Below are 21,974 nucleotides of genomic sequence, written 5' to 3' on the forward strand. Positions count from 1 at the left end.
GGTTTAAGGGAAGGGCATTTTTAATAGCCTTGATGGCTGGTAAACAATTCTCGGCTCTAGAACTGGGATCACTAGCAGAATTTATCTAAAGTAGAATCGCCTGTCTAATCGGAAATTAACGTCTAAATTCTTACAGGAAACGTAGATCCTGCTCAGTAAATTATCAATACTTTTGCATTTGACTTCTTAGCGCGTCTGTATCGCTGCATACAGTTAGTTACATCCGCTTTCTTGCGGCACGAAATCTTTCCTTTGCACATTTCTAACTCTTTTTAAAAATGCTCCTGACGTTGGTGTTGGGAGCATTTGTACGTTTTAGCGGTTATTTTTCTGGATTTATATATGTATACCTACCATCAATTTCCAGACCAAGATCATTAGCTATTTTAAGCACTTGCGTGTACTCATCTTTACTGATCACAACATCATGATCAGCAATATGATCACATAGCGTTTCGAATGCTAATACATTCTCTGAAAACCCAAGATAACCAAGGGCAAAGTCAACTAATGAAGGATCCAGACGATTTTTTAATCCTTCACCAAATTCTCTAATTTCTTCGTTAATATCCATTTCACCCACACTATTTTTTAATAGGCTTTAAAGTTGGAGGAGTCGGATTACTATCCGGAAACGCTGTTACAATTTTCCCACTAGCGGGCTCGTATACCACACGAACTCTGACACCATCTCGTTCTTCCCAAGCAACCCACCTTGCCGGCCTACCTGCGTTTGTATACGCCCCACCAGTTCCGGTCTGAGCAAACCCTTGGGTATCGGGGGAGGTAGCAATGTCTTCTGCCTGGCCTGTACCGATGGCCGGTGCCAGGTTGCGGTTTTCACCGTTTCCTCTGCCACCCGCGCAGCCGGAAAGCGCCACCGTATAGCTGTTGCCGCTGGTCTGGCTCTCGTTGTGGAAATTACTGAAACCCAGCGTGGTGCAGCGGGAGTGCTAAACGATATCGGCGATGTGCCGGTGATTAGGGGCCGGGACGGGCATTTTAGGTGAGCCTGACGGCTAAAAGAAGATCCCGGTCCGGTGGCCGGGATCTCTACTACTTAAGGCTGATAATCTTCATATTCCCAGAAACTGAGTCGACTTAATTTGATGGCTGCTTTTGACCAATCACTATCATTGCAGGCAATGACCTTTTTCTCTACGTAAGAAAGGATCTCATCATAATCATATTCTTCGACAATGATCATTCCTTTACCAGACAAAACCGTATTTGATATTAGCTCGTTTTGAAGCCAAATTGGCGTACATACCAACATATCAAAAGCTTCAGCACCGTCTTGATCATTGGGTCCGATCATTGCTCTGATCCAACAACTAAAGTTGACAGGATCGGTTGGCCAATAGTTTATTAAACTATCTTCCAGTTCCAGCGATCTCAGCCCTTTCAATTCAATATTCATTTAGTTATATCCAGATGTCCATTGCTAATAGGTCTTCCCGTTGGCGTCAGTTTTTGTTCAAAATTGGCCTGAACCCCAGTCGTGGCATGAGGACTATTTGGTTTAGATGAAGGTGGGCGATAAACTCTCAACCCATCAGAACTTACCCATGCGGTACCATCACTAGATACTCTATACCCTGGCCCTACCCATGCTTCACCTAATGCGTTAGCGTCCTTAGCAGTAGCCTGGCCTAAACCAAAATTACCTTTGTTCCCTTTTGCCGCATCCCTCAATATACCTATCTGTTCTTCGACAGGTAGGGAAGATATATTATTGACATCGGATTTATTTGGTTGAGATTCAGTGCTCCGCGCATTCTCCTCATCCTGCGGCTCCCAGCCTCCCGGCGTGCCTGATCCCGCGCCACCCAGCTCTGCCTTCTCACCATCCGTCAGATCCTTGCCAATATTCGGATTCGAATTACTCCCGGAACCGTACTTATCCTGCAACGAACTGAGATACTTACTGGTGATCTCATCATTGCCCATCATTTCCAGGGTAACAAGATGATCCAGTTCATCAGTAGTCAGTTTGTCGGCAAGTGTTTTCGCCGCAGCGCCAGTAATACCGGCTTTCACCCCGATTTCCAGCAACTGCTCAGCAACTTTCGTCCGGCAGGGCGCTGCGATAGCACATCCTTCAAGGGCGAGTTTACTCAGCGAATTATTCTCAACCTCCACCTTCGCCGTTTCCGACGCCATCGCCGCCATGGAGACACTGCCATCCGTCACCGCAGCGCCCGCCAGACCTCCCGCGATACTCACGAGGCTACTGACCAGCCGTTTCTCATCCGCTGTCAGGTCACTGGATTTTTTATCTCCATACAACGCACTGACCAGATGGTCGGTCATCGCCGAGGCCGTAATGGCACCGATGGCTCCGGCCTTCAGGCCATCCGCACTGCTCCCGCCACTCAGCTGCGTCAGCGCCGCGGCCACAATACCGTGCAGCGCGGCACGGGCTGTCGGGTCCTTCTGCTCCTTGACCAGGGTCGCCAGCAGAGGGGCCGCCCCCGCTGCCGCGCCTGCCTTCAGGTTACCGCCAAGCGCACCTGCCAGTAAGCCTGCCGCTGCGCTGCCCTTCGTCCAGAAGTCACTCCCCGGACCGTATTCGGTATTCTGGTATCCAGGCTGCGTCTTCAGGAACGCTTCCTGCTCCTGCGGGGTATCGCCCTGCAGTTTTCCTTCTGACGCCAGCTTCGCGCCCAGCGCCGCATTGGATTCCCGCGCTTTCTGCTCCGCATACTTGCCGTAAGCATCCAGCGCAGAGGTGGCCAGCGCCGCGCCTTCGCTCTGGACCGCCAGGTTATCCCTGACCTTTTGCACATCACCGTTCACGTCCACGCCGTGGTGGGCGTCAGCCGTATCACGGCTCAGGTCAGCAATATCCTGTTTTTGTTCCGCCGGGTTGCGAATGACAATGCTACCGCCACTCACCGCTGATGAGGTCGTCCCGGTGTGGCTCTCTTCTCCCTGACCTGTACCGATAGCAGGTGCCAGGTTGCGGTTTTCACCGTTTCCGCTGCCACCCGCGCTGCCGGAAAGCGCCACCGTGTAGCCGTTTCCGCGGGTCTGGCTCTCGTTGTGGAAATTACTGAAACCCAGCGTACCGGTGTCGAGGCTATTTTTATCAGCAGACGCCGTGGATGCAATCACCGCGCCGTCAAGCTGGGTATGATTTCCGGTGGTGACAGCAAAGCCGCCCTTGCCTGCGAATATCCCGCTCTGTTCAGCAACGCTCTTACCATTCTGAGTGATATTCTCACCCGATGCACTGACGCTACCGGAAGAGGCACCATAACACAGTGGCGGTATGCACAGACTGAGGGACGCGCCTGACGAAGACTGCTTACTGTCATAACTGGCCATATCCTGCACGCTGCTGATGGTGAGATCGCGTCCAGTGTTCACCACCACGCGGCTACCTTCCAGCTCCGCGCCTTTCAGGGTGGTGTCGCGTCCGCTGTTCACCGTGAGCTGTTCATCAGCATGGACAACGCTGTTGGTATTGCGCTGCGACTGGCTGTTTTCCTTACCCTTATGCTGTGACGCCCCCAGCTCCACCGAGATGCCGTTTTGCGCACCAATCAGGCTCACACCAGCCCCCACGCTAAACTGGCTACCGCTATTTTTGCTCTCAGAGGTGGTTGTGTTCTGGGAGGCCGCCAGCAGAATATCCCGACCCGCTTCCAGCGCCACGTGTTTACCCGCGATCTGCACCCCCGTGCCGGCAATGTCATTTCCGGCTCGGACAGAGACATTCTCACCGGCAGTAATGGTGGTGCCCTGCGTGTCCGTACTATGGTAACGACTGTCCTGTGATGACGTCCCCGCCGTTAAAGACACTTTAGCTTTGATGAGCGACGAGTCCGACATCGCGCCCTGTGCCGCGGTTGCCGCCGACTGGCCTGTTCTGATGGCGGTCAGCCTAGGGTCATCGCCGTTTTCTGCGCTGCGGGCAGCCGTCTCAGCGGCTTTTGCAGCATCGACAGCCCAACCACCAGCAGATGCCGTCACACCATACTGAGCGCTGCTGCTGTGGTTTTCACCGTCACGGGTATCCCGGCTCACCCCCATGAGTACATTTTCGCCACTGAGTGAGACCGATTTACCGGCACGGATATCCGTACCTGACAGGGAGAGATCGTTACCTGCCTGTGCGACAACGTTACCGTTTTTGCTGCTTAGCTGGCTGCGCAATCCGTTTTCGAGGCTGCTATCTTCCCGACTGCTGTTTTTTTCATGGCGGTAGCCTGCTGTGGCGCTGTAACCATCGCCTCCCAGCGTTCCCAGCGATTTGCTGCTGCCGCTGCTCTCATTACGTGATGTATCGCGTCCGGCTGAAACGGAGATATCTCCATTTGTGGCTGACAGCAACAGATCATCCGTGGCGGTCATCCGGCTGCCGCTGACATTCACGCTGCCGTCACGACTGTTAACGTAAATATCTGAGCCCTGAATGACCGACGCGTTTTGTGTGGTCCGGGTGCCGCTACTGTTGTTCTCCGCCTTGCTCATCCCGCCCGGCAGGAGCTGATTGCCGTGGGAACCCCCACCCGAGATGGCGCGAACAGCACTTCCGGCACTCAGGTCGTTCGAAAGATTCCAGCCGCTATTTTTAGCGCTGCTGCTGTATTTCTCGCTGTCTGTGGAGGTGGTGATATCAACATCGCGTTTCGCATCGAGGATCACCGTTTCACCAGCGTTAGCCTGGCTTCCGGCAATCAGGATATCGCCGCTGTTGCTGCCTCCCTGTTTACCGGTGGCCGTCATCTGGATATTGCCTGCGGCGGCAAGATGACTGCCACTGTTAAACTCGCCCTCGTAGTACGACTCAGAGGAAGACCGGCTGCTGCCTGCGGCAATGGCCATCATCTGCCCTGGTCCGTCAAGACCGAGCGCACCGCCTTCTGCCCCCAGCCCCTTCACTTTATCAACGGTGCTGTTGCCACTGTTGCCCTTACCGCGCACGATATCGCGCACGTTACGCACCGTGTCTTCGAATGGCGCTTTCACACTGACCGTTACGCCAGACGATTTAGCCTCCTGCTTCATGGACTCAGTGGTCGTATCCCGTCCAGGAAGGATGGCGATGCTGTCGCCGGTAATATCGATATGCCCGGTTTTGCGGGAGGCATCATCCTTCGCTCTTCCGGCAACCACATCTGTTGCACTGAGCTGGACGTTATTTCCGGCGCTGATGATGACATTACCGCCAGAGGTCCCCACCGTACTGCGGGCATCGCTCTGCGTCGTCTCTGCACCCTGTCGGGTGGATTTCGAAGACTGCGACCCGATGGTGATACCCAATCCCGACCCGCTGGAGAACACGCCGGATTTCTTCGTCTTCTTCATGTCGTAGAACGTGTCGGTGTTGGTTGCTGCCTCCACGGTCAGATCATTTCCAGCCTTCAGTGCCACATCGCGCTCCGCAGCAACCGACGAGCCCTGCACCGTCAGGTTGTTACCTGCCTGGAGAGCAACGTTATCGCCGGAAAGCTGCGTACCTTTCTCACGTGTGTGCGTTTCTTCATGGATGGTGTGAGTCGTTTTTTTACGCAGGAACCCGCCGGACGTCTTTTTCTCTTCCCGGTATGCATAGTCACTTTCGGTCGCCGTGGTAAGGGTGATATCCCGCCCGGCGGCCACAGCCGTATTGCCTGCGGCATAGATATCCGCTGCCTGCGCGGTCACATCCCGTCCGGCGACAACCGTCGCATTCCCACCCGCCGTGATGTCGGTTCCCTGCTGACGCACCGACTCGTTAATAACGGTTTTCTTGCCTGACCTGTAGCTGTCGCCCTGCGTGGTCTCTTCCGCAGCCAGATTCACGTCGCGACCCGCCTGCAGCCCGACATTTTTCTCCGCCGCCAGCGCGGCGGCCTGCGCGTTGATATCCTGCCCGGCCTTCAGCACCAGGTTATCGCCTGCGGAAATCGTGGTGCGGTCGATCCCGGTGCTGTGGGATTCGCTTTTCCCTTTCTGGCTGCTTTCGCTGGTCTGTGCCGCGTTCAGGTTGAGATCGTTGCCCGCGCTCAGCCCCGCGCTGCCGCCCGCCTTCAGGTCGCTGGCGGTCACGTCAAGGTTGTGCCCGGCATTCACCAGCAGGTTGCCGCCCGCGGTGATGTTGCTGCCCTGATACGTGACGGACGAGCGGTTGGTTTTCTCCCGGCTGGAGCTGTATGCGTCGTTGATCTGATTCGCGTTGACGGCAATATCGCCCCACGCGTTCAGCAGCATATCCCCGCCGGAGGCCAGGTTCGCCCCGGTCACGGTGATGTTTTTCCCCGCCTCAAGCGACAGGCCACTCTGCGCGGTAATGGACGCCGTGTTGCCCAGCAGCGTGTCTTTCAGGCTGATGTTGCTGTATTTCCCTTTGGCATTGATATCAATCTGCTCAACCTGGGTCAGGTTGTTGATGCTGCCGTCCAGGCTCTCCAGCGCGACCGTTTTACCGCTGATGGTGGAGCTGATGTTATTGATGTCGCCGATGGCGCTCAGGTTCAGGTCGCCGCCCGCTTTCATCAGGCCGCTGTTGAGGTTGCTGATGCTGTTCTGGCTGTCGAGCGTCAGGCTGTTTTTCGCCAGCAGCGAGCTGCCGCTGTTGGTGATGCTGCCGCCCTTCAGGGTGACGTTGTTGCCCGCGATCACGCTGCCGTTATTGACGGTGACGTCCTTCGGCGACAGGTAGAGTTTCGGCACCATCACCGTTTCGCCGTTGACGGTGGCTTTCTCCCACCACAGAAGGCTGTGGTCGAGCGCGGCAATCTGATCCGCAGTCAGCGAGACGCCAAACTGCAGGCCCAGAGACTGCTGCGCCGCCGCGGCGTTGTCCATCAGATAGCGCATCTGATCCAGATCGGAGCCGATGCCGTTCAGGTAGCGGTTACCGGTCTGGTTGAGCACCACGTTGGAGACATAGCGGGTATCGAACGCCGCATCGCCGAGGAAGCGGTAGTCGTAATCCGGATTCAGGTTGAGGCGGCCCAGCATATAAGACGAGCCGAGAAACTGCTTCTCGTCGGTAAACGCCGGCCGCGTCTCCTGCGGCGCAGTGGACGTCGGTTTGATCCCGAGCATCGCGTTCAGGTCGGCAAACAGGGCGGGATCAAGCTGCCCGAGACCGTTCAGTTTCGGGTTAATGTTGATCAGGTACTGGCTTTTCGGGTTGTCGGAGAAGACAAAATAGCCGTTGTTGCCCGACGGCAGCGGGTAAGCGCTGGTATCGACGCGCTGGCCCTGATAATGCCCTACTGCACCGCCCTGAGCGGTTTTGAGATCGGCGGTGGTGGCCCCGGCGTTCGCCAGCGCGCCCAGCTGGCCGAGATTGGCGTTGCCTTTCTGCGTGGTGGCAATGTTGCTGAGAGACGTGCCGGACGCACCGCCATTTTCCAGCGCCCCGCCGCCGTTAAGCTGCTGCAGCGCACCCTGGAGCTGATCGTTCCACTGCGGCGAGTTTACCGCCACGGTACCGGTATTGCTCAGCCCCTGTTTTTGCACCCCGCTGCCGATGGTCTGGTTGCTGAGGGTGTTCAGGGACGGCGCGGAGATAACGTTGCTGACGCCGCCCGCGTTGGCGGTGGTATTGGTGTTGCTGATATTGCTGGTGAAGTTCGCGGTGACGTTACCGCCTGCCTGAATGACGGCGCGATACGTACTACTTTCACCAGTATATTCCGTTTTTTGTTCGCCTAGTTTATAGGGTACCCAGCTACGATATTTTCGCTGGTCATCATCCCACCAGTACCATTTACCTTCACCGTATGACGACAACGGTGTCCATTTAGGGTCAGCACAATCTGAGAAAAACCACTCGCAATGATACTCTGCCTGCACGTAGGTAATACGTCGACCGGCTTCGGCTGAGAAATTGTTTAATGTCCCACCAGAAAGGGAGATATTACGCCCCGCCAGAATATTACTCGCGCGGTTATCCAGGGTTCCGGCATTAACAGTGATATCACGTCCAGCGGTGATACGAGCCGCACCTCCTGTAGCTGAAGCCTCTACGACTGACTCGCTGAGGATAAACTGCCTGATATCTTCTCCGAGAAGACGATATACAATCCCACGTGTACACTGCCCGCTGTTATTGCCCCCACCTGCCCGACATTCTTCATATTCATCAAACACCACGTTAGTGCCGTTGTGCTTCCACTCTTCCAGACTGATTTCAATATCGGGTTTCTGCTTACCGTAATAGGAACCATGCAAATAAGGTGACTGCTTCGGAATGGCATCCGGATATTGCTGCTCACGCTGATTAACGACCAGCCCCTCTGCTTCATTGCGCAGATATGCTGTTTTGATCGTAATATCACCACCCTGCGTCTCAATATTCCCCGACGTATTCACCACCTGGCTATTGGCATTCCCCGCTGCATCCCGCTGCATCCACAGGTTGTTCCCCGCCATGATGTCGCCGCGCTGGTTGGTGATGCTGTCGGCCAACAGCGCCAGATTATTGGCCGCATACAGCAGCGCGGTGTTGACGATGGCGCCCGGCGCGCTGAGAGTCAGCGAGCCGCGCGTGCCGGTGAAGCCGTCGACGGTAATATTGCTCCGGCTGGCCACGGTGATATCGCCCCCGCCCTGCACCGAGCCCGCGGCGTTCAGCGCCACATTGCTGCCGGAGAGCGTACTGGCACCGCCGCCGGTGGTGATTTGTCCGTTGTTACTGAGCTGCCCGCCCGCATTGAGGTTGACTGCCTGCCCCTGCAGCACGCTGCGGTTATCGATGTCGCCGCCGCTGCTGATGGTCAGGGTTCGGCCTGCCGCCACGGCGGTCCGGCTGGTAAACGCGTTCGTCAGCTGCAGCGTTAAATCGCCCAGGGAGACCAGCTGGCCGGTGAGGTCCAGCCCCCGGCTCTGCAGCCACAGGTTGCCGCCGCTCAGCAGCTTGCCGCCCGCGCTCTGGGTCACCTGGTCGGCATTAATATTCAGCTGCGCGTTGCCGAGCAGCGTGCCGCTGTTGTTCAGCTGGCCGTAGTTAACCGTCAGCTCGCCCGCCTGGGTGGTGCCCTGGCTGGCAAGCGTGGTGCCGGTCAGCGTGGCGCGGTCGGCCACCCACGTGCCGCCGTTAGTGGCGTTCGCCGCATTGAGGATCAGGTCGGTGGCCTGCAGCCAGCCGGTGCCGGTGAACTGTGGCGTGCCGAGCGTCAGGCGCGCGCCAGAAAGCAGCCTGCCGTCATTACGCGCCTGCGAGGAGGCGGTCACGCGCGTCTCGCCGCCGCCCTGGATCAGGCCGTAGTTAAACAACGCGGGTGTGGTCAGCGTCAGGCCATCGCGGCTGACGATTTCGCCCCCGCCGTTGTTGGTCAGCGTGCCGCTGAGGGCCAGCGTCGCGCCGTTATCGCCCTGCAAACGTCCGCCGTTGGTGAGCGCCCCGGTAGTGATGCCGAGCGTGCTCCCCTGCATTTTGCCGTCACTGGTGACGCTGGCCGCCGTGACGTTCAGCGCCCCGCCGGAGAGCAGGGTGCCGGATGACTGCTGGCTCACCGCGCCGGTCTGGCTGAGGGTCAGGCCGTTCACGCCGCTGATGGCGCCGCTGTTGCTGAGCGTGCCGCTTTTCAGCGTCAGGTTTTTCGCCGCCCATTGCCCCTGGTTCGCCAGCGTGGCGGCCTGCAGCGTCGCGCTGCCCAGCGCGGTAATCTTGCTGCCTGCGGTGCCAGTGAGCGTGTCGGCCAGCGTCATCTGCAGCGCGTCTGCGCTCTGCACCGCGCCGCTGTTGGTGAGCGACTGGGCGTTGAGCAGGATATTTTGTGCCTGCCAGCTTCCGGCGTTGGTCACCGCGCCGGACGTCATCGTCAGGGTGCCCTGAGTAAGCAGCTTGCCGCCTGCGCCGTTAATGAGTTCCTGCTGCGGCGCGGCCATCGCCATGCGCGCCATCAGCCGCTGCTGCCCCTGCAGGGTCAGGCTCTGCAGGCCGGTTAAGGTGCCCTGGTTGTTGATGCTGCTCTGACTCAGCGTGAGGCTTTTCCCCTGCACGGTGCCGCTGTTTTTGAGCGTGCTGCCGCCGAGCGTCACATCCCCTTCGCTGAGAAGCTGCCCGCGGTTATCCAGCGTCCTGGCGGTGATGTCCGCCCCGCCCTGGCTCATCAGCGAGCCGGTTGAGGTCAGCGTGCCGCCTGCATTTGCCGTCAGCGTTCCCTGACTGAGCAGTGACCCGCCGTGCGACCAGTCGGTGGCGCGGACGTCTGCGCTGTTCCCCTGCAACGTGCCCTGGGTGGTCAACTGGCCGGCATCCAGCGTCAGCATGCCGCCGGAAAGCGTGCGCGAACTCGTGCCCGTGGTCAGCGTGGTGCCGATGAGCGCCAGGCCGTTCGTTCCCTGCATCAGCCCGCCGTTGTTGAGATCGCGAGCGTTGAGGGACAGCGTGCCGCCCATGATGCGCCCCGGGTTCTCCAGGATGTCCGCGGTGAAGGTGGTTGCGCCGCCGCTCTGCAGCAGCCCGGTATTTGTTAACGCCCCGCTGAGCGTGCCGCTGAGTCCCGTCAGCCCGTTCACCGTGCCGCTGTTGGTTAGGGTGCTGCTCGTCATGCCCAGCGTCGCGCCCTGCAGCGTACCGGCGTTTGTCAGCTGTCCGCCCTTCAGCGTGAAGCCGCCGCCGGAGAGCCATTTGCCGTTCAGCTCGTTGATAAAGCGATCGGCGGTGGCGTTAACGGTGTTGCTGCCCTGCATCAGGCCGCTGTTGCGCAGTTCCGTTGCGCCTGCGGTCAGCGTTTTGCCCGCCACCGTGCCGCTGCTGGTCAGCATCGTTGCGTTAAGGATGGCATTTTCAGTGGCAACGAGGTTCCCCGTATTTGTCAGGGTGTTGCTCAGGCCAAGATCCAGACTCTGCGCCTGAATATCGCCCTGGTTCGTCAGGTCACTTCCCCGGAGGGTGAACCCGCCGTCCACCAGCAGCAGACCGGCGTTATCAAGCGTGTCGAGGTGTAAATCCAGGTTGCTGCCGCTCACCAGCTGTCCGGTATTCCTGTTACTCAGTGCGCGGGTGGTCAGCGCCAGCGCGTCGTTACCCTGCAGAATGCCGGTGTTGCTCAGCTGCGCGGCATTCGCCGTCAGCGCTTTCCCGGCCAGCTGGCCGTCGTTAAACAGCTGCGCCGCCGTCAGCGTAAACAGGTTCTGGCTGAGCAGAGCCCCTTTGTTGTCCAGCCTGCCGGTGGCGGAAAGCGTCAGGGCGTCCAGCGCCTGAACGCTGCCCTGGTTACTCAGGCTCTCTGCGCCAAGCGTCGCGCTGCGCCCCTGAAGGCTGCCCGCGTTGCTGAGGGTTTTTCCGCTCAGGGTCAGGGTCTCGCCGCCCGTCACCTGCCCCTGGGTCTGGTTCGCGAAAGTATCGCCGGACCAGGCCAGCGTGCTGCTGCCCTGAAGCAGGCCGCTGTTCTGCAGATCGCCGCGCAGGGTCAGCACTTTCGCCAGCAGTTGGCCCCGGTTATCGGTGCTGCCGGCCTGAACGTCCAGCGCCTGCTGGCTGAGTACCTTGCCGCTGTTGGTCAGCGCGCCGGTCACCTCCGCCGTCACGCCCGCTTCCCCCAGCGCGTTACCGGTGTTGATCCACTCGCCGGTAGCCAGGTTTAGCGTTTTGCCCTGCAAAAGCCCGGCGTTGTTTAAGGTGGTGTGGTGCAGTTCGAGCGCGCCACCGGAGAGCAGCATGCCCGACTGCTGGTTGCTGAGCTGCACCCCCGTCGCCGTCAGGGAATGGGTGCCCTGCAACGTGCCGCCGTTAGTGACTGCCGCGCTGTTGAACTGTGCGTCGGTACCTGCCATCAGCCCGCCGTTCGTCAGGCTGGCGGCAGTCAGGGTCAGGCCATCCCGGGCAATCACCCGCCCGTCGGCATCGTTGGCGGCCTGGCGGGTCAGGTTAAGCAGCAGCGCGGTGGCGCTGAGTTCGCCGCTGTTAGCAAGCGTGTCGCCGTTGAGCTTCAGCGTTCCGCTGCTGCGCAGCGCGCCACGGTTACTGATGTCTGCCACACCGAGCGTCAGGGTATCTTCCCCCTGAACGGTGCCCTGGTTTTGCAGGCTGTTCGACGTCACGTGCAGGTCGCTGGCCGCAATATTGCCCGCGTTAACCAGCGTGGTGCCGTTCAGCGTGATCCGCTCGTCCGCCAGCAGGCGTCCGCTGTTGCTCAGGTTGAGATAGTCGCTGCTCAGACTGACGCCGTTGATTTCACCCTGGTTTGTCAGCGTGTCGCCTTTGACGCGCAGCATGCCGTCGGTGGTGATAAGACCGCTGTTAGCCAGCACGGGTATGTTCAGCGTTAAATCCTGCGCGCTGTAGACCGATCCCCCGGTCAGGTTCGCGAGCGATCCGGTCTTCAGGCTGAGCAGGCTGGTTCCCTGCAGCAGGCCGCCGTTCTCCACCGACGCACCGTCCAGCGACAGGGTATCGGCCACCAGCGAACCGCGGGTGGTGATGCGGTCGCCTGCCGTCAGGGTCATGCGGTCCGCTTTTGCGACGCCGGACAGGAGGATGTTCTGTCCGCTGAGGCCGATCGTACCGGCGGTAAGTTCCCCGCTGCTGGTCAGGTCGTTGGTCGCGTTAAAATTCAGGGTGTTACCGGTGGATTTCCCGGCATGCGCCAGCGTGCCTGCGGTCGCCAACAGCGCTCCTTTTGCCGCCTGGGTGCCGTTCAACGTCGCATTCTGCGCCTGAAGGGTAAGCGCCTGCCCGCTTTGCAGGCGGGCATCCCGATCGGTGATCAGATCGCTGGTGGAAACGGTTAATGCCCCCGCCGCGTCCGTCTGCCCGTTCAGGTTGGCGCTACGGTTGGCGGTAAGCTGGACGTTGCCCTGGCTGGTGGTACGGGATGCCTGACCGCTGGTCAGGGTATCGGCCTGCGCCGTCAGCGCCGTCGCGCCGGACAGGGTGCCATTCTGTTCAAGGGTGCCTGCTGTCACGTTCATCGCGCCGTCAGCAAGCAGGCTGCCGCCGTTACGCAAGGTTTGCTGCGCCATGACGTTCGCATCCCCTTTCGCGCTCAGCGTGCCCTGCTGCTCCAGATTATCAGCATTTAACGTCAGTTTTCCGACGCTCTGGAGGGTGCCATTATTGATGATCGTCTGCCCCTTCAGGGTGACGTCGTTACCCTGCGCCGTACCGCCGTTCGTCAGGTCTCCGGCGTTCACATCCAGATGACCTTTCGCCGCCAGCTGGCCGCCGTTTGACACCCTGTCGCCGGAGAGCACAATGTCGCGCCCCGCATTCACCAGTCCCTGGTTACTGACGGTACTGCCCGTCAGGCGGATATCGCCCGAGGCGTCGGCCCGGCTCTGGCCGTCCAGCACCAGCTGTCCGCCGCTCAGCGCAAGGTTCTCCCCTGCCGAGATCGCACTGCCCGTGGCTAACAGCGTGCCGCCGCTGGTCAGCGTGGTGCGGGTATCGCTGCCGACGCGGGTACTGGTCAGCGCGATATCCTTTCCGGCCGCCACGCTGAGCGCGCCTTTACTGGTGATGCTGCCGGCGCGCTGCGTCAGGCTGCCGTCGGTAGACAGCATGGTGTCGGTCTGGCCTGTCAGCGTCGCATCCGAAAGCGCAATCCCCTGCCTGCCCACGACCGCCAGCGCGCCCGCGCTGTTCGTCCCGCCGCCCGTCATCTGCACTTTTCCCTCACCGGAAAGGCGCATATCGCCGCTGCTGGCGAGCATGCTGTTATTGAGTTCCACATCCTGCGAGCTGGCCACGTTCAGCGCGCCACCGGCCTGATGGCTGCCGTTAAGGGCCACCCCCGCGCCGCTGGCGGCGATCGATCCGCTGGCAAGGCTGTTCGAGACCGTCAGTTTGCCGCCCGCATCAAGCTGAATATCCCCCTGGCGCGCGGTGAGGTTGCCGAGGTTCACCCCCACGCCCGCCTCGCTGGAGACCAGGCGGATACGGTTGGCATACATCCCGCCGAGCGCGCCGGTATCCACGGCCACCACGGGTGCGGCCCCCTCACCGGCAATCGGCTTAACGCTTCCATCTTCGCCAACGCGGTTCGCCCCCGCCGTCACCTTCAGGTCGTTCGCGTGAATCGCGGCGTTCACTTCCGTTGCGCGCGCAATAATCGACAGCGCGTCGCTCCTGCTGGCGTCCAGCCCCTGGCCTTCAACCGTGATGGCCCCTTTCGTCACGTCCAGCGCCAGCAGGTTACCGTTAGCGTCAAACTGCGGTTTACCCGTGGTCAGCGTGGCGTTGGGGGTGTTGATAAACCCGCATCCGTTACAGGTGATACCGTACGGGTTAGCCACCATGACGTTTGCCGCCTTGCCGGCGACTTCCGTGTAGCCCTGAAGCTGGGAGCGGCTGGCCCCTGTGACTTCGTTGATGATGCCTTTCGCTTCCCGCCCGGCCTGCAGGTTGGGGTTGTTCTGGATAAGCCCGCCCAGCTGGGTCTGGGTTAAACGATCCGTGCCGTTATTGAGGATAAGTCCCTCTTTGCCGACGTTGTAATCCTGGAACTGGTTATGCGAAATACCCGCCCCGTTCGGCGTGGCGATATTGATGACCGGAACCCCGTTCCCCGCCCGATCCACCGTGGTCTGCCCGGTCGGCGTGAGCGCCGCCGCGACGGCAGGTGCCATCGGTTGCCAGACCATTAAGCCGCAGACAATCCAGCTGATCAGACGCTGCGAGAAACGAACGGGAGGGTGACGGGTATCCATAGTCGTAGAGTCTCTTAAAGCATAAAGGCAATGCGCCAGTTAACGCTCACATGATCCGGGCCGAGCCAGTCGGGATAGTGCAGCGGCGTGCCGACTGAAACCTGGCTGCTGTACCAGCGCCCGGCGCTGCTCAGCCCCACAGAGGCACCCCATAACGTGCCGGAGGCAAAGCGGTCCTGACTGTCTTTCTCCAGCCAGCCGCCGTCAACGGCGACCGTGGTGCTCACCGCGCCAATCACCGGGAGGGTGAAGAGGGAATATCCCAGCTCGTTACGCCAGTAGCCGCCGTTATCCCCGGACAGATACTGCTCTTTAAAACCGCGCACGGAGCTTTCGCCGCCGAGCGTCAGACGCTCGGAGCCGTACAGCCGGTCAGGAGACCACTGGCCGTAGGCGCTGGTCAGCCACCAGGCGTTACGGGCTATCGGACGCTGGAAGCTGGCGTTCAGGCTCCATTTGCGGAATTCAGCCCGCGGCATATCGCCGGATTTATCTTCGTCGGTTTCGGCATTGAACCACGGCATGCCGTGGCTCCAGGTCGGGTTGAAGGTCGCGACGCCGCCCAGCATTTTTTGTGTGTGGGTAACCCCCAGGATCAGGCTGGAGAGATTGCGCGTGCTGCTCCGAAGCGGCGCGTCGTTGAGCCAGTTGCGGCTTGAACGCTGAACCACGCCTGCCGCGATGCCGGTTTTCACATCCCCGTTGCGGAAAACCACCCACGACGCGTTGACGCGGTGGGTTTTGGTATCGCCCGTAGAGAGCCAGTTGAACCCCTGGTTATTGATGGTGGTTCGGTAGTTGCTCCAGGCATAGCTGTAGTCCAGCAGGCCGTAGCCAAACGGCACGCTGACGCCCGTCTGGAAATTCTGCGCATCGTACGCGCTGGCAAAATCGCTGCTGCGCCCGCCGCTGACGAACCATTTATCCGCCAGCCCCAGCATATTATTGGCAGTGAGCACGCCATTAAGCTGCTCTTCACCGGTGCTCTTCTGCCCGCTATTATCCAGGCTTACCGATGCACTTAACGGAAATTCCGGTTTTGCCGTGAGATTAACAATCGAATATCCTTGCTGGGTTCCCGGAAGAATTTCTATCTGAACCGGCTCGGCGCGCAAACGGTTTATTTGCTCCATGCCCTGTTCGATGTCGCGTAAATTAAGGATGCGCCCCACCCGTCCCGGAAACGCCATTTTCAGCATCCGCGGCGTTTCACCTTCCAGGCGAATCGCTTCCAGCCGGCCTTCCAGCACGACAATATTCAGCTGGCCCCCGGAGAGATCCTGCTCGGTAAGAAAGGCGCGGCTGGTGATATATCCCCGGCTGATATACCAGTCAGAAATATGGGCCAGAAGCTCCGTTATTTTCGCCATATCCAGACACTGTCCTTGCCACGGCGCAACAAGGTTATGCTGGTTTTTTGGAGAGATTAAGGTCGCACCGGAAAGCGTAATGCTGTTAATGGTGAAACAGGGCCCGGAGCCGGTAACAGGCCCTGGTCTGGCGGGTTCGGGGAGGGGAATACTCCGCTTCAGCTCTTCGCGCTGCTGCTGGTTTTGAAGTAAAAGCTGCTGCTGTTGCTGTTGAATAGTATCGCGATCAGCTGGAGACAGCGGTGCAGCGTTAGCGCTCGCTGAAAATAGCGCAGCCAGGAACATAGCAATAGCATAATTTCTGAATGAAATTATTTTATTTTTTATTTTAGACGTGTTCATCCATGCCACAAAATTAAGACGCAATTATAATTTGTACAATATAAGAGCATTCTTAAGGCGAGTATATCTAATTTAAGTTATGGCATCTTAAAAAAGATTATTTTAGAAGCGTAAGAAGTCACTTAACAAAAAATAAGAAATGTTTAACTAACCCTTAAATCTTAAGTTAGCTGCAATGCATTAAATATGCAGACGGAACGTTTTCCGCCACTCAGCAGGGCTCACCCCAAAGCGCGCCTTAAACTGCTGCCGCCAGGTGACGGCGGAATTAAATCCCACCAGCTCCGCCACGCTCTCAACGGGCATATTTCCGGCTTCAAGCAAAATCTGGCTGCGCCGCAGGCGTTCGGCGGTAAGCCAGTCGGCAACGCTCATGCCCGTGGCTTTAATAAAATGGCGGGTCAGCGTGCGGCGGCTCATCGAAACCACCTCCGCCAGCGAGTCCAGGCTATGCGGTTCGGTAATGTGCTGCTGCAGGTAGTCGATCAGGCTGTTAATACGTGCGTCACGGGTATCTTTCGGTACCGGCTGGGCGATGAACTGCGCCTGCCCGCCCTCGCGGTGCGGCGGTACAATCATCCGGCGGGCAATCTGGTTGGCGACCACGCTGCCAAAGCGCTGGCGAATAATATACAGGCAGCAGTCCAGCGCGGCTGCGGTACCGGCAGAGGTGATGATATTGCCGTCATCCACGTAGAGGGCATTGATATCCAGCTCGACGTTCGGGAAGAGCGACTGGAACTGGAGTTCAAATTCCCAGTGGGTGGCGGCCCGTTTACCGTCGAGGATCCCCGCCCAGGCCAGCACAAAAGACCCCAGACATAGCCCGACGATTTCTGCGCCGCGGTCTCTCGCCTGTACCAGGCTGTCTAGCAGCGTCTGAGGCGGACGTTCAAGGACGTGCTGCCAGTAGGGAACGACAACAATATCGGCCAGCCCGATGGCGGTGTAATCCTGCGTGGCATTGAGGGCGAATCCGTCTTTTGATGTAAGAAACCCCGGCGTTTCGGCGCAGATCGTCACATTAAAGCGCTTTTCGCCGGAGACCGAATCGCCAAACAGAATACAGGGAACGGAGTAGTGGAACGGGCTGAACCCGTCTACCGCGACAATCGCGACGTTGATTAGCGACATCTGTCTCTCCTTTCCCGTTAACGCACTCAGAATATAACGGTTTCGCCATCCTGGGGAATGCTCACCGCATCGCTCACCTGGTTGGCTTCAACGTACTCACGCAGCGCGCTGCGGGTCAACAGGCAGTGGTTAATCGCCTCCATATGGCTCGCCACAATGTTGGCCTGCGGCAGCAGGAAATGAACGTTGAGCACGTCCTCCTGCCCCATAATAATGGGCCCAAAGCCAAGGACGTGGGCATAGCCGGCGTTCAGTACCACCACGTCCGGCTGGTGCTTTTGCAGATCGGCCGCCACCTCTTCGCGCCAGATGGTATCCCCGGCAAGATAGAGCGTCTTCTCCTCGGGATGACGCAGCACCACGCCACAGGCCTCGCCCAGCCGCTCCGCCAGCTCCGGCACGGCGTAAGCGCGGTCGGTACCGTGCTGGCCGCCGTGGGTTTTCGTAATCTGAATATCGCCAAAGGTGGTCGCGTCGGTCATGACCGTCAGGTTGCTAAACCCCTGGCTGCGCAGCAGCGCGGCGTCACGATCGTTTTGCACGTAGATCGGTTTATCTTTGGCGATCAGCTCTGCTGCGGCGCGATCCCAGTGATCATCATGTGTATGAGTGACGATCACCGCGTCGACGTCCAGCAGCGTGTTGACGTCAACGGGGAGTTCGACCGTCGGGTTACGGATATCGGCATGCGCCGTGCCGGGAAAACCCGGATAAGCGCCCTTCGGGGCCAGCATCGGGTCGATTAAAAGACGTTTTCCGGCGTAGGTAATCAGCTGGGTGGCGTTGCGAATGTGGGTAATGTTCATGGGCTATCCTCCGGTTGGTGTGATAAGGAGGATAGCCAGCCGTCGCCGGTAACGCTGTGGGTTAAAGGGCGATTACCGATGGAATCGGGCCAATTTAATCACCGCGTTTTCTGCCGGTTCCTTTACCAGCCCGGCACCGCCCCGCCGTTAAAGATCGTCTCCGCCGCTTTCGCCACTTCCGGTGACTGATAGGACTGGATAAACGCCTTCACGTTCTCCGCGTCTTTGTTGTCTTCGCGCGTCACCACGATATTCACGTACGGCGAGTTTTTATCTTCAATAAAGACGCTGTCATGCACCGGCGACAGCCCGGTTTGCTGAATATAGGTAGTGCTGATGATGGCGACATCCACTTTCGGATCGTCCAGCACGCGCGGCAGCTGTGCCCCTTCCAGCTCCATAATTTTCAGCTGTTTAGGGTTGGCGGTAATATCCAGCGCCGTCGGCAGCAGCCCGGTGTCCGGCTTCAGGGTGATGAGCTTCTCTTTTTGCAGCAGCAGCAGCGCGCGGCCAAGGTTGGTCGGATCGTTTGGAATGGCGATAGTCGCCCCGTCCTTCAGGTCAGACACGGATTTGATTTTGCGGGAATAGCCGGCCATCGGGAAAACGAAGGTGTTCGCCACGGCCACCAGCTTGTAGCCATGCGCCTTGTTATCTTCTGCAAGGAACGGGCGGTGCTGGAAGACGTTGGCATCCAGCTCTCCCTGATTTGTGGCATCGTTAGGCAACAGCGAGCCGCTGAACCCTACCAGCTCCACGTCCAGGCCATATTTCTCTTTCGCCACCTTTTTGGCGACTTCCGCCACGTCCTGTTCCGCGCCGTTGATGACGCCCACTTTAATGTGTTTGGCATCGCTGCCACTTTGATCGCACCCTGCCAACAGCAGGCCAGCGAGTACCAGAGCACCTAATCGACGTTTCATGAGACAGTTCCTTTTGCTGAATGTTGTAGTGACTATATCGACAACGAGGCGGTGAAATAAAAAACGAAAAAGAATCAATAAGAAGGATAAGTTATATGCGAGTATCGCCGGGTGGCGCTGCGCTTACCCGGCATCAGGGAACACGACGTTGTCGTCCAGTCCTCGACGGCAAGCTCCTGCACCATTCTGAATGCACGATCGTTTGTCACAATCGTTGTCCCCCGGCTGATAGCATGCGCAGCGATCAGCTGATCGAGATCGCCCATCACTTTGCCTTTTTTCTCCATGGCTGCACGAAGCTCTCCGTACGTTGCGGCGGCGTCACTGTCCCAGTCGCAAATCGTGATGGTATTGAGAAACTCCTGGATTGTTTCTTTCAATCTACTGCTTTTCTTCTTATCCGCACCATACAGCAACTCAGCTTCGGTAATGCTTGAGATACAAACGTCCCCCGGAGTCAGGCATGTCATTCTGCTTACAACCTCCGGGTGTCGTTTAAACAAGTGGCTCACGATATTCGTATCCAGCATATGCCTCATGAACAGGCTCCATCCAGAGGGTCTCTTGTCGTAACACTCTGATTGCGCTCCTCTTTGCTCAGAAACGAATCCGGTACGTCTGTAACTGCCAGCAGGCGGAAAAAATTATCCCAACTCTTTGTCTGAACAGGTTTTGCCGCCAAAACGACATTCCCCACCTCATCCCGCCGGATGTAGACGCTCTCCGTATCAAACGCGAATTCAGCAGGCAGCATCACCGCCTGATTCCGCCCCTTTTTGAAGAGTTTTGCTGTCCGTTCCATTGACATCTCCATGCTTTATTTAACCAGGCCAAAGCATGCGCCAGGGCCTGAAAAGAAGACAAGCAGCACGCTTCAAATTAGGAAAGCGACTCGCAATAAATAGCAGAATCCATAATCACCGCAGCGGACTTAAAGCGCTTTCGCCAGATAATGTCGCTGCATGCCCGGATAAGGATAATCCTGCAAAGACATCTGCAACTGGTACCCCTGTTTTTCATAAAACGGGCGCGCCTGGAAGCTGACGGTATCCACCAGCGCGTGCTTGCAGCCTTTGCGTCTGGCTTCCTCTTCTGCCGTTCTGATGAGCTGGCTACCCACGCCGGTACCTCGCACGGTGTCGCTCACCCAGAGATAGTCGATATTCAGCCAGTCGCCTTTACGCACGCCGATTAACCCGCCCAGCATTGCGCCATTATCGTCACGCACGTAAACCCCAACGTCGCCGCTAAAATTTGTCAGATCGAGAAACTGCCCGTTAAAAGCCCTCAGACCCGTCAGTAACTCCTCTTTCTCCTGCGTCGTGACATTATCAGTAATGCTCAGGTGCATATTTTTCTCCTTATTTTTTCTGCCGTTTCACTATCGCATACCCACACTCTGGAGAAAATTCATACTTTCGACTGGCGTCGCGACACTGAATGTAACGATATATTTCATGGGAAGCCTGTGACTTCTCAAGGGGGTTTTGATGAAAGCTGCGCACCTGGTCTGTCTGCTGGTTTGTCTGCTCTTCGCCGCGTTTGTCCATGCTCAGGAAAAAGACGATCCGGCAAAGGATGCACAAATAAAACAGCAGGTTCTGAAAGATGTGAAGAAAGCCTGTACGCCGCAGAAAAAGCAGAGCGATAAGGCCTGGCAGGCAATGATTTTGTCTTCAGAGGCCAACCAGCTGCTGATCAAAAATGCCGTTACCGCCGTGAAGCGCGACAATCTGGACGCCTACTGGGATGCAGTAAGTCAGGTGGATTGCATGGAGGATTATTGAGTTCTCGCCGGGTGGCGCTGCGCTTACCCGGCCTGGAAAACGTTTTTAACGCTTCCGCACGTCCGGAATGATGAGATCCCCGCGCAGAACATAGGACCCGAGCATCTGCGTTTTCTCCGTCAGCCAGCTCACGATGCGTGCCGCCATCGCGTCCATGGAATATTCAATGGCCGGGATCACCGGAATACCCGGCAGGTGCAGCGATCCGGCAAGACTGAAGACCATGATGTCTTCCGGCACCGATTTATTAAACGCCTGCAGCTGCGGGATCACCCGCTGAGCTTCCTGCTCGTCCGCTACCAGCAGCGCGTTGAAATTCAGGGTGCTGGCGTTGTTAAGCAGCTCCTGCAGCGCAACGGACGAGGAGGTCGCGTCCATAAAGACGAGGTTGCGATTAAAGGGCAGGAAGTTTTTCTCCAGCGCATGCTTGTAGCCAAGCAGCACCTGGTCGGCAAACCCGCTGCCGTGGGGGTGGATCAGGGCAATCTGGCGACGTCCCTGGCTGGTCAGGTAGTTACAGGCGGTTTCGGCGGCAAAAGCGTGGTCGAACTGGATGCTGTTGGAATTATCAGCCTCCATGCAGTCCACCAGGATGACGTTTTCCATATCCACGTCCAGCGGGAAACGGGCACCAATCACCAGGATGTCGTCACACAGGCCGCAGGAGAGTTCTTCAAGAGCGTTCATCACTTCCGCTTTGCTATGCGCGAAGCGCAGCAGCAGGTGTTTTTGATGCTGGCTGAGCTGTTTTTCCAGCGCGTACAGATACCCGGTGGTCTGGTTAATGTTTTCCTGCGCGCAGATCACCCCAATGCAGCCCGTCGACTGGCTCAGCAGCGACTGGGCAATCACGTTGGGACGATAGTTCAGCTCATCCACCGCCTTCAGCACGGCCTGACGGCTGGCTTCCTTAACGCCACGTGACCCACTCAACACTCGCGATACCGTGGCTTTAGACACCCCGGCCAGACGTGATACATCATTGATTGTCGACATCTCTTTCCCCTGGCA

The 21,974-nt window shown here is 58.2% G+C and carries 10 protein-coding genes and 2 pseudogenes; 1 reads left to right on the forward strand and 11 read right to left on the reverse strand.

All coding sequences use genetic code 11. The features are described 5' to 3' along the window. Nucleotides 1–322: 322 nt before the first annotated feature. From URZ40_RS11620 to URZ40_RS11665, 10 genes and pseudogenes are all read right to left on the reverse strand, one after another. Entirely contained in the window at nucleotides 323–574 is a 252-nt protein-coding gene (locus URZ40_RS11620) for a MafI family immunity protein (protein ID WP_316380381.1), read from the reverse strand. Nucleotides 575–1,060: 486 nt separating this feature from the next. Next, nucleotides 1,061–1,420 (reverse strand): immunity 8 family protein, encoded by a 360-nt coding sequence (locus URZ40_RS11625; RefSeq protein ID WP_116342911.1) that lies wholly within the window; start codon nucleotides 1,418–1,420, stop codon nucleotides 1,061–1,063. Nucleotides 1,421–3,312: 1,892 nt separating this feature from the next. Next, a pseudogene (locus URZ40_RS11630) lies at nucleotides 3,313–14,601 on the reverse strand (hemagglutinin repeat-containing protein); the annotation flags it as partial. Nucleotides 14,602–14,615: 14 nt separating this feature from the next. Further along, nucleotides 14,616–16,256 (reverse strand): ShlB/FhaC/HecB family hemolysin secretion/activation protein, encoded by a 1,641-nt coding sequence (locus URZ40_RS11635; protein ID WP_320720582.1) that lies wholly within the window; start codon nucleotides 16,254–16,256, stop codon nucleotides 14,616–14,618. 237 nt (nucleotides 16,257–16,493) lie between these two features. Further along, complete coding sequence (locus URZ40_RS11640; protein WP_320720583.1) at nucleotides 16,494–17,447, reverse strand: helix-turn-helix domain-containing protein; 954 nt, start codon at nucleotides 17,445–17,447, stop codon at nucleotides 16,494–16,496. Nucleotides 17,448–17,473: 26 nt separating this feature from the next. Further along, the gene (locus URZ40_RS11645) at nucleotides 17,474–18,253 is read right to left on the reverse strand and encodes an MBL fold metallo-hydrolase (protein WP_192984158.1); all 780 of its coding nucleotides are present in this window, start codon (nucleotides 18,251–18,253) and stop codon (nucleotides 17,474–17,476) included. A gap of 122 nt (nucleotides 18,254–18,375) precedes the next feature. Then, nucleotides 18,376–19,176, reverse strand: coding sequence for a lipoprotein NlpA (nlpA, locus tag URZ40_RS11650; RefSeq protein WP_028014989.1), 801 nt, complete (start codon nucleotides 19,174–19,176; stop codon nucleotides 18,376–18,378). Between the two features lie 152 nt (nucleotides 19,177–19,328). Beyond that, a pseudogene (locus URZ40_RS11655) lies at nucleotides 19,329–19,715 on the reverse strand (type II toxin-antitoxin system VapC family toxin); the annotation flags it as partial. Next, entirely contained in the window at nucleotides 19,712–19,978 is a 267-nt protein-coding gene (locus tag URZ40_RS11660; protein WP_163329993.1) for an antitoxin, read from the reverse strand. The gene URZ40_RS11660 and the pseudogene URZ40_RS11655, both read right to left, overlap by 4 nt. Before the next feature lie 129 nt (nucleotides 19,979–20,107). Then, nucleotides 20,108–20,527: a GNAT family N-acetyltransferase gene (locus tag URZ40_RS11665; RefSeq protein ID WP_320720584.1), complete on the reverse strand. Its 420-nt coding sequence runs from the start codon at nucleotides 20,525–20,527 to the stop codon at nucleotides 20,108–20,110. Between the two features lie 139 nt (nucleotides 20,528–20,666). Between URZ40_RS11665 and URZ40_RS11670 the strand changes: the two genes are divergently transcribed. Then, a complete protein-coding gene (locus URZ40_RS11670) occupies nucleotides 20,667–20,963 on the forward strand; it encodes a YicS family protein (protein ID WP_166709606.1) in 297 nt (98 codons plus the stop codon). 45 nt (nucleotides 20,964–21,008) lie between these two features. Here URZ40_RS11670 and URZ40_RS11675 read toward each other — a convergent pair whose 3' ends face one another. Then, nucleotides 21,009–21,959 (reverse strand): LacI family DNA-binding transcriptional regulator, encoded by a 951-nt coding sequence (locus tag URZ40_RS11675; protein ID WP_061096675.1) that lies wholly within the window; start codon nucleotides 21,957–21,959, stop codon nucleotides 21,009–21,011. Between the last annotated feature and the right edge of the window lie 15 nt (nucleotides 21,960–21,974).

This window comes from Enterobacter sp. 296B2 (assembly GCF_034106185.1).
GTDB lineage: Bacteria > Pseudomonadota > Gammaproteobacteria > Enterobacterales > Enterobacteriaceae > Enterobacter > Enterobacter cloacae_N.

Bases quoted from the DNA above. Each gene is read 5' to 3' on its own strand.
- URZ40_RS11625 (WP_116342911.1), bottom strand. From the start codon at position 1,420: ATGAATATTGAATTGAAAGGGCTGAGATCGCTGGAACTGGAAGATAGT.
- URZ40_RS11640 (WP_320720583.1), bottom strand. From the start codon at position 17,447: ATGTCGCTAATCAACGTCGCGATTGTCGCGGTAGACGGGTTCAGCCCG.
- URZ40_RS11635 (WP_320720582.1), bottom strand. From the start codon at position 16,256: ATGTTCCTGGCTGCGCTATTTTCAGCGAGCGCTAACGCTGCACCGCTG.
- URZ40_RS11665 (WP_320720584.1), bottom strand. From the start codon at position 20,527: ATGCACCTGAGCATTACTGATAATGTCACGACGCAGGAGAAAGAGGAG.
- URZ40_RS11645 (WP_192984158.1), bottom strand. From the start codon at position 18,253: ATGAACATTACCCACATTCGCAACGCCACCCAGCTGATTACCTACGCC.
- URZ40_RS11620 (WP_316380381.1), bottom strand. From the start codon at position 574: ATGGATATTAACGAAGAAATTAGAGAATTTGGTGAAGGATTAAAAAAT.
- URZ40_RS11670 (WP_166709606.1), top strand. From the start codon at position 20,667: ATGAAAGCTGCGCACCTGGTCTGTCTGCTGGTTTGTCTGCTCTTCGCC.
- URZ40_RS11675 (WP_061096675.1), bottom strand. From the start codon at position 21,959: ATGTCGACAATCAATGATGTATCACGTCTGGCCGGGGTGTCTAAAGCC.
- nlpA (WP_028014989.1), bottom strand. From the start codon at position 19,176: ATGAAACGTCGATTAGGTGCTCTGGTACTCGCTGGCCTGCTGTTGGCA.
- URZ40_RS11660 (WP_163329993.1), bottom strand. From the start codon at position 19,978: ATGGAACGGACAGCAAAACTCTTCAAAAAGGGGCGGAATCAGGCGGTG.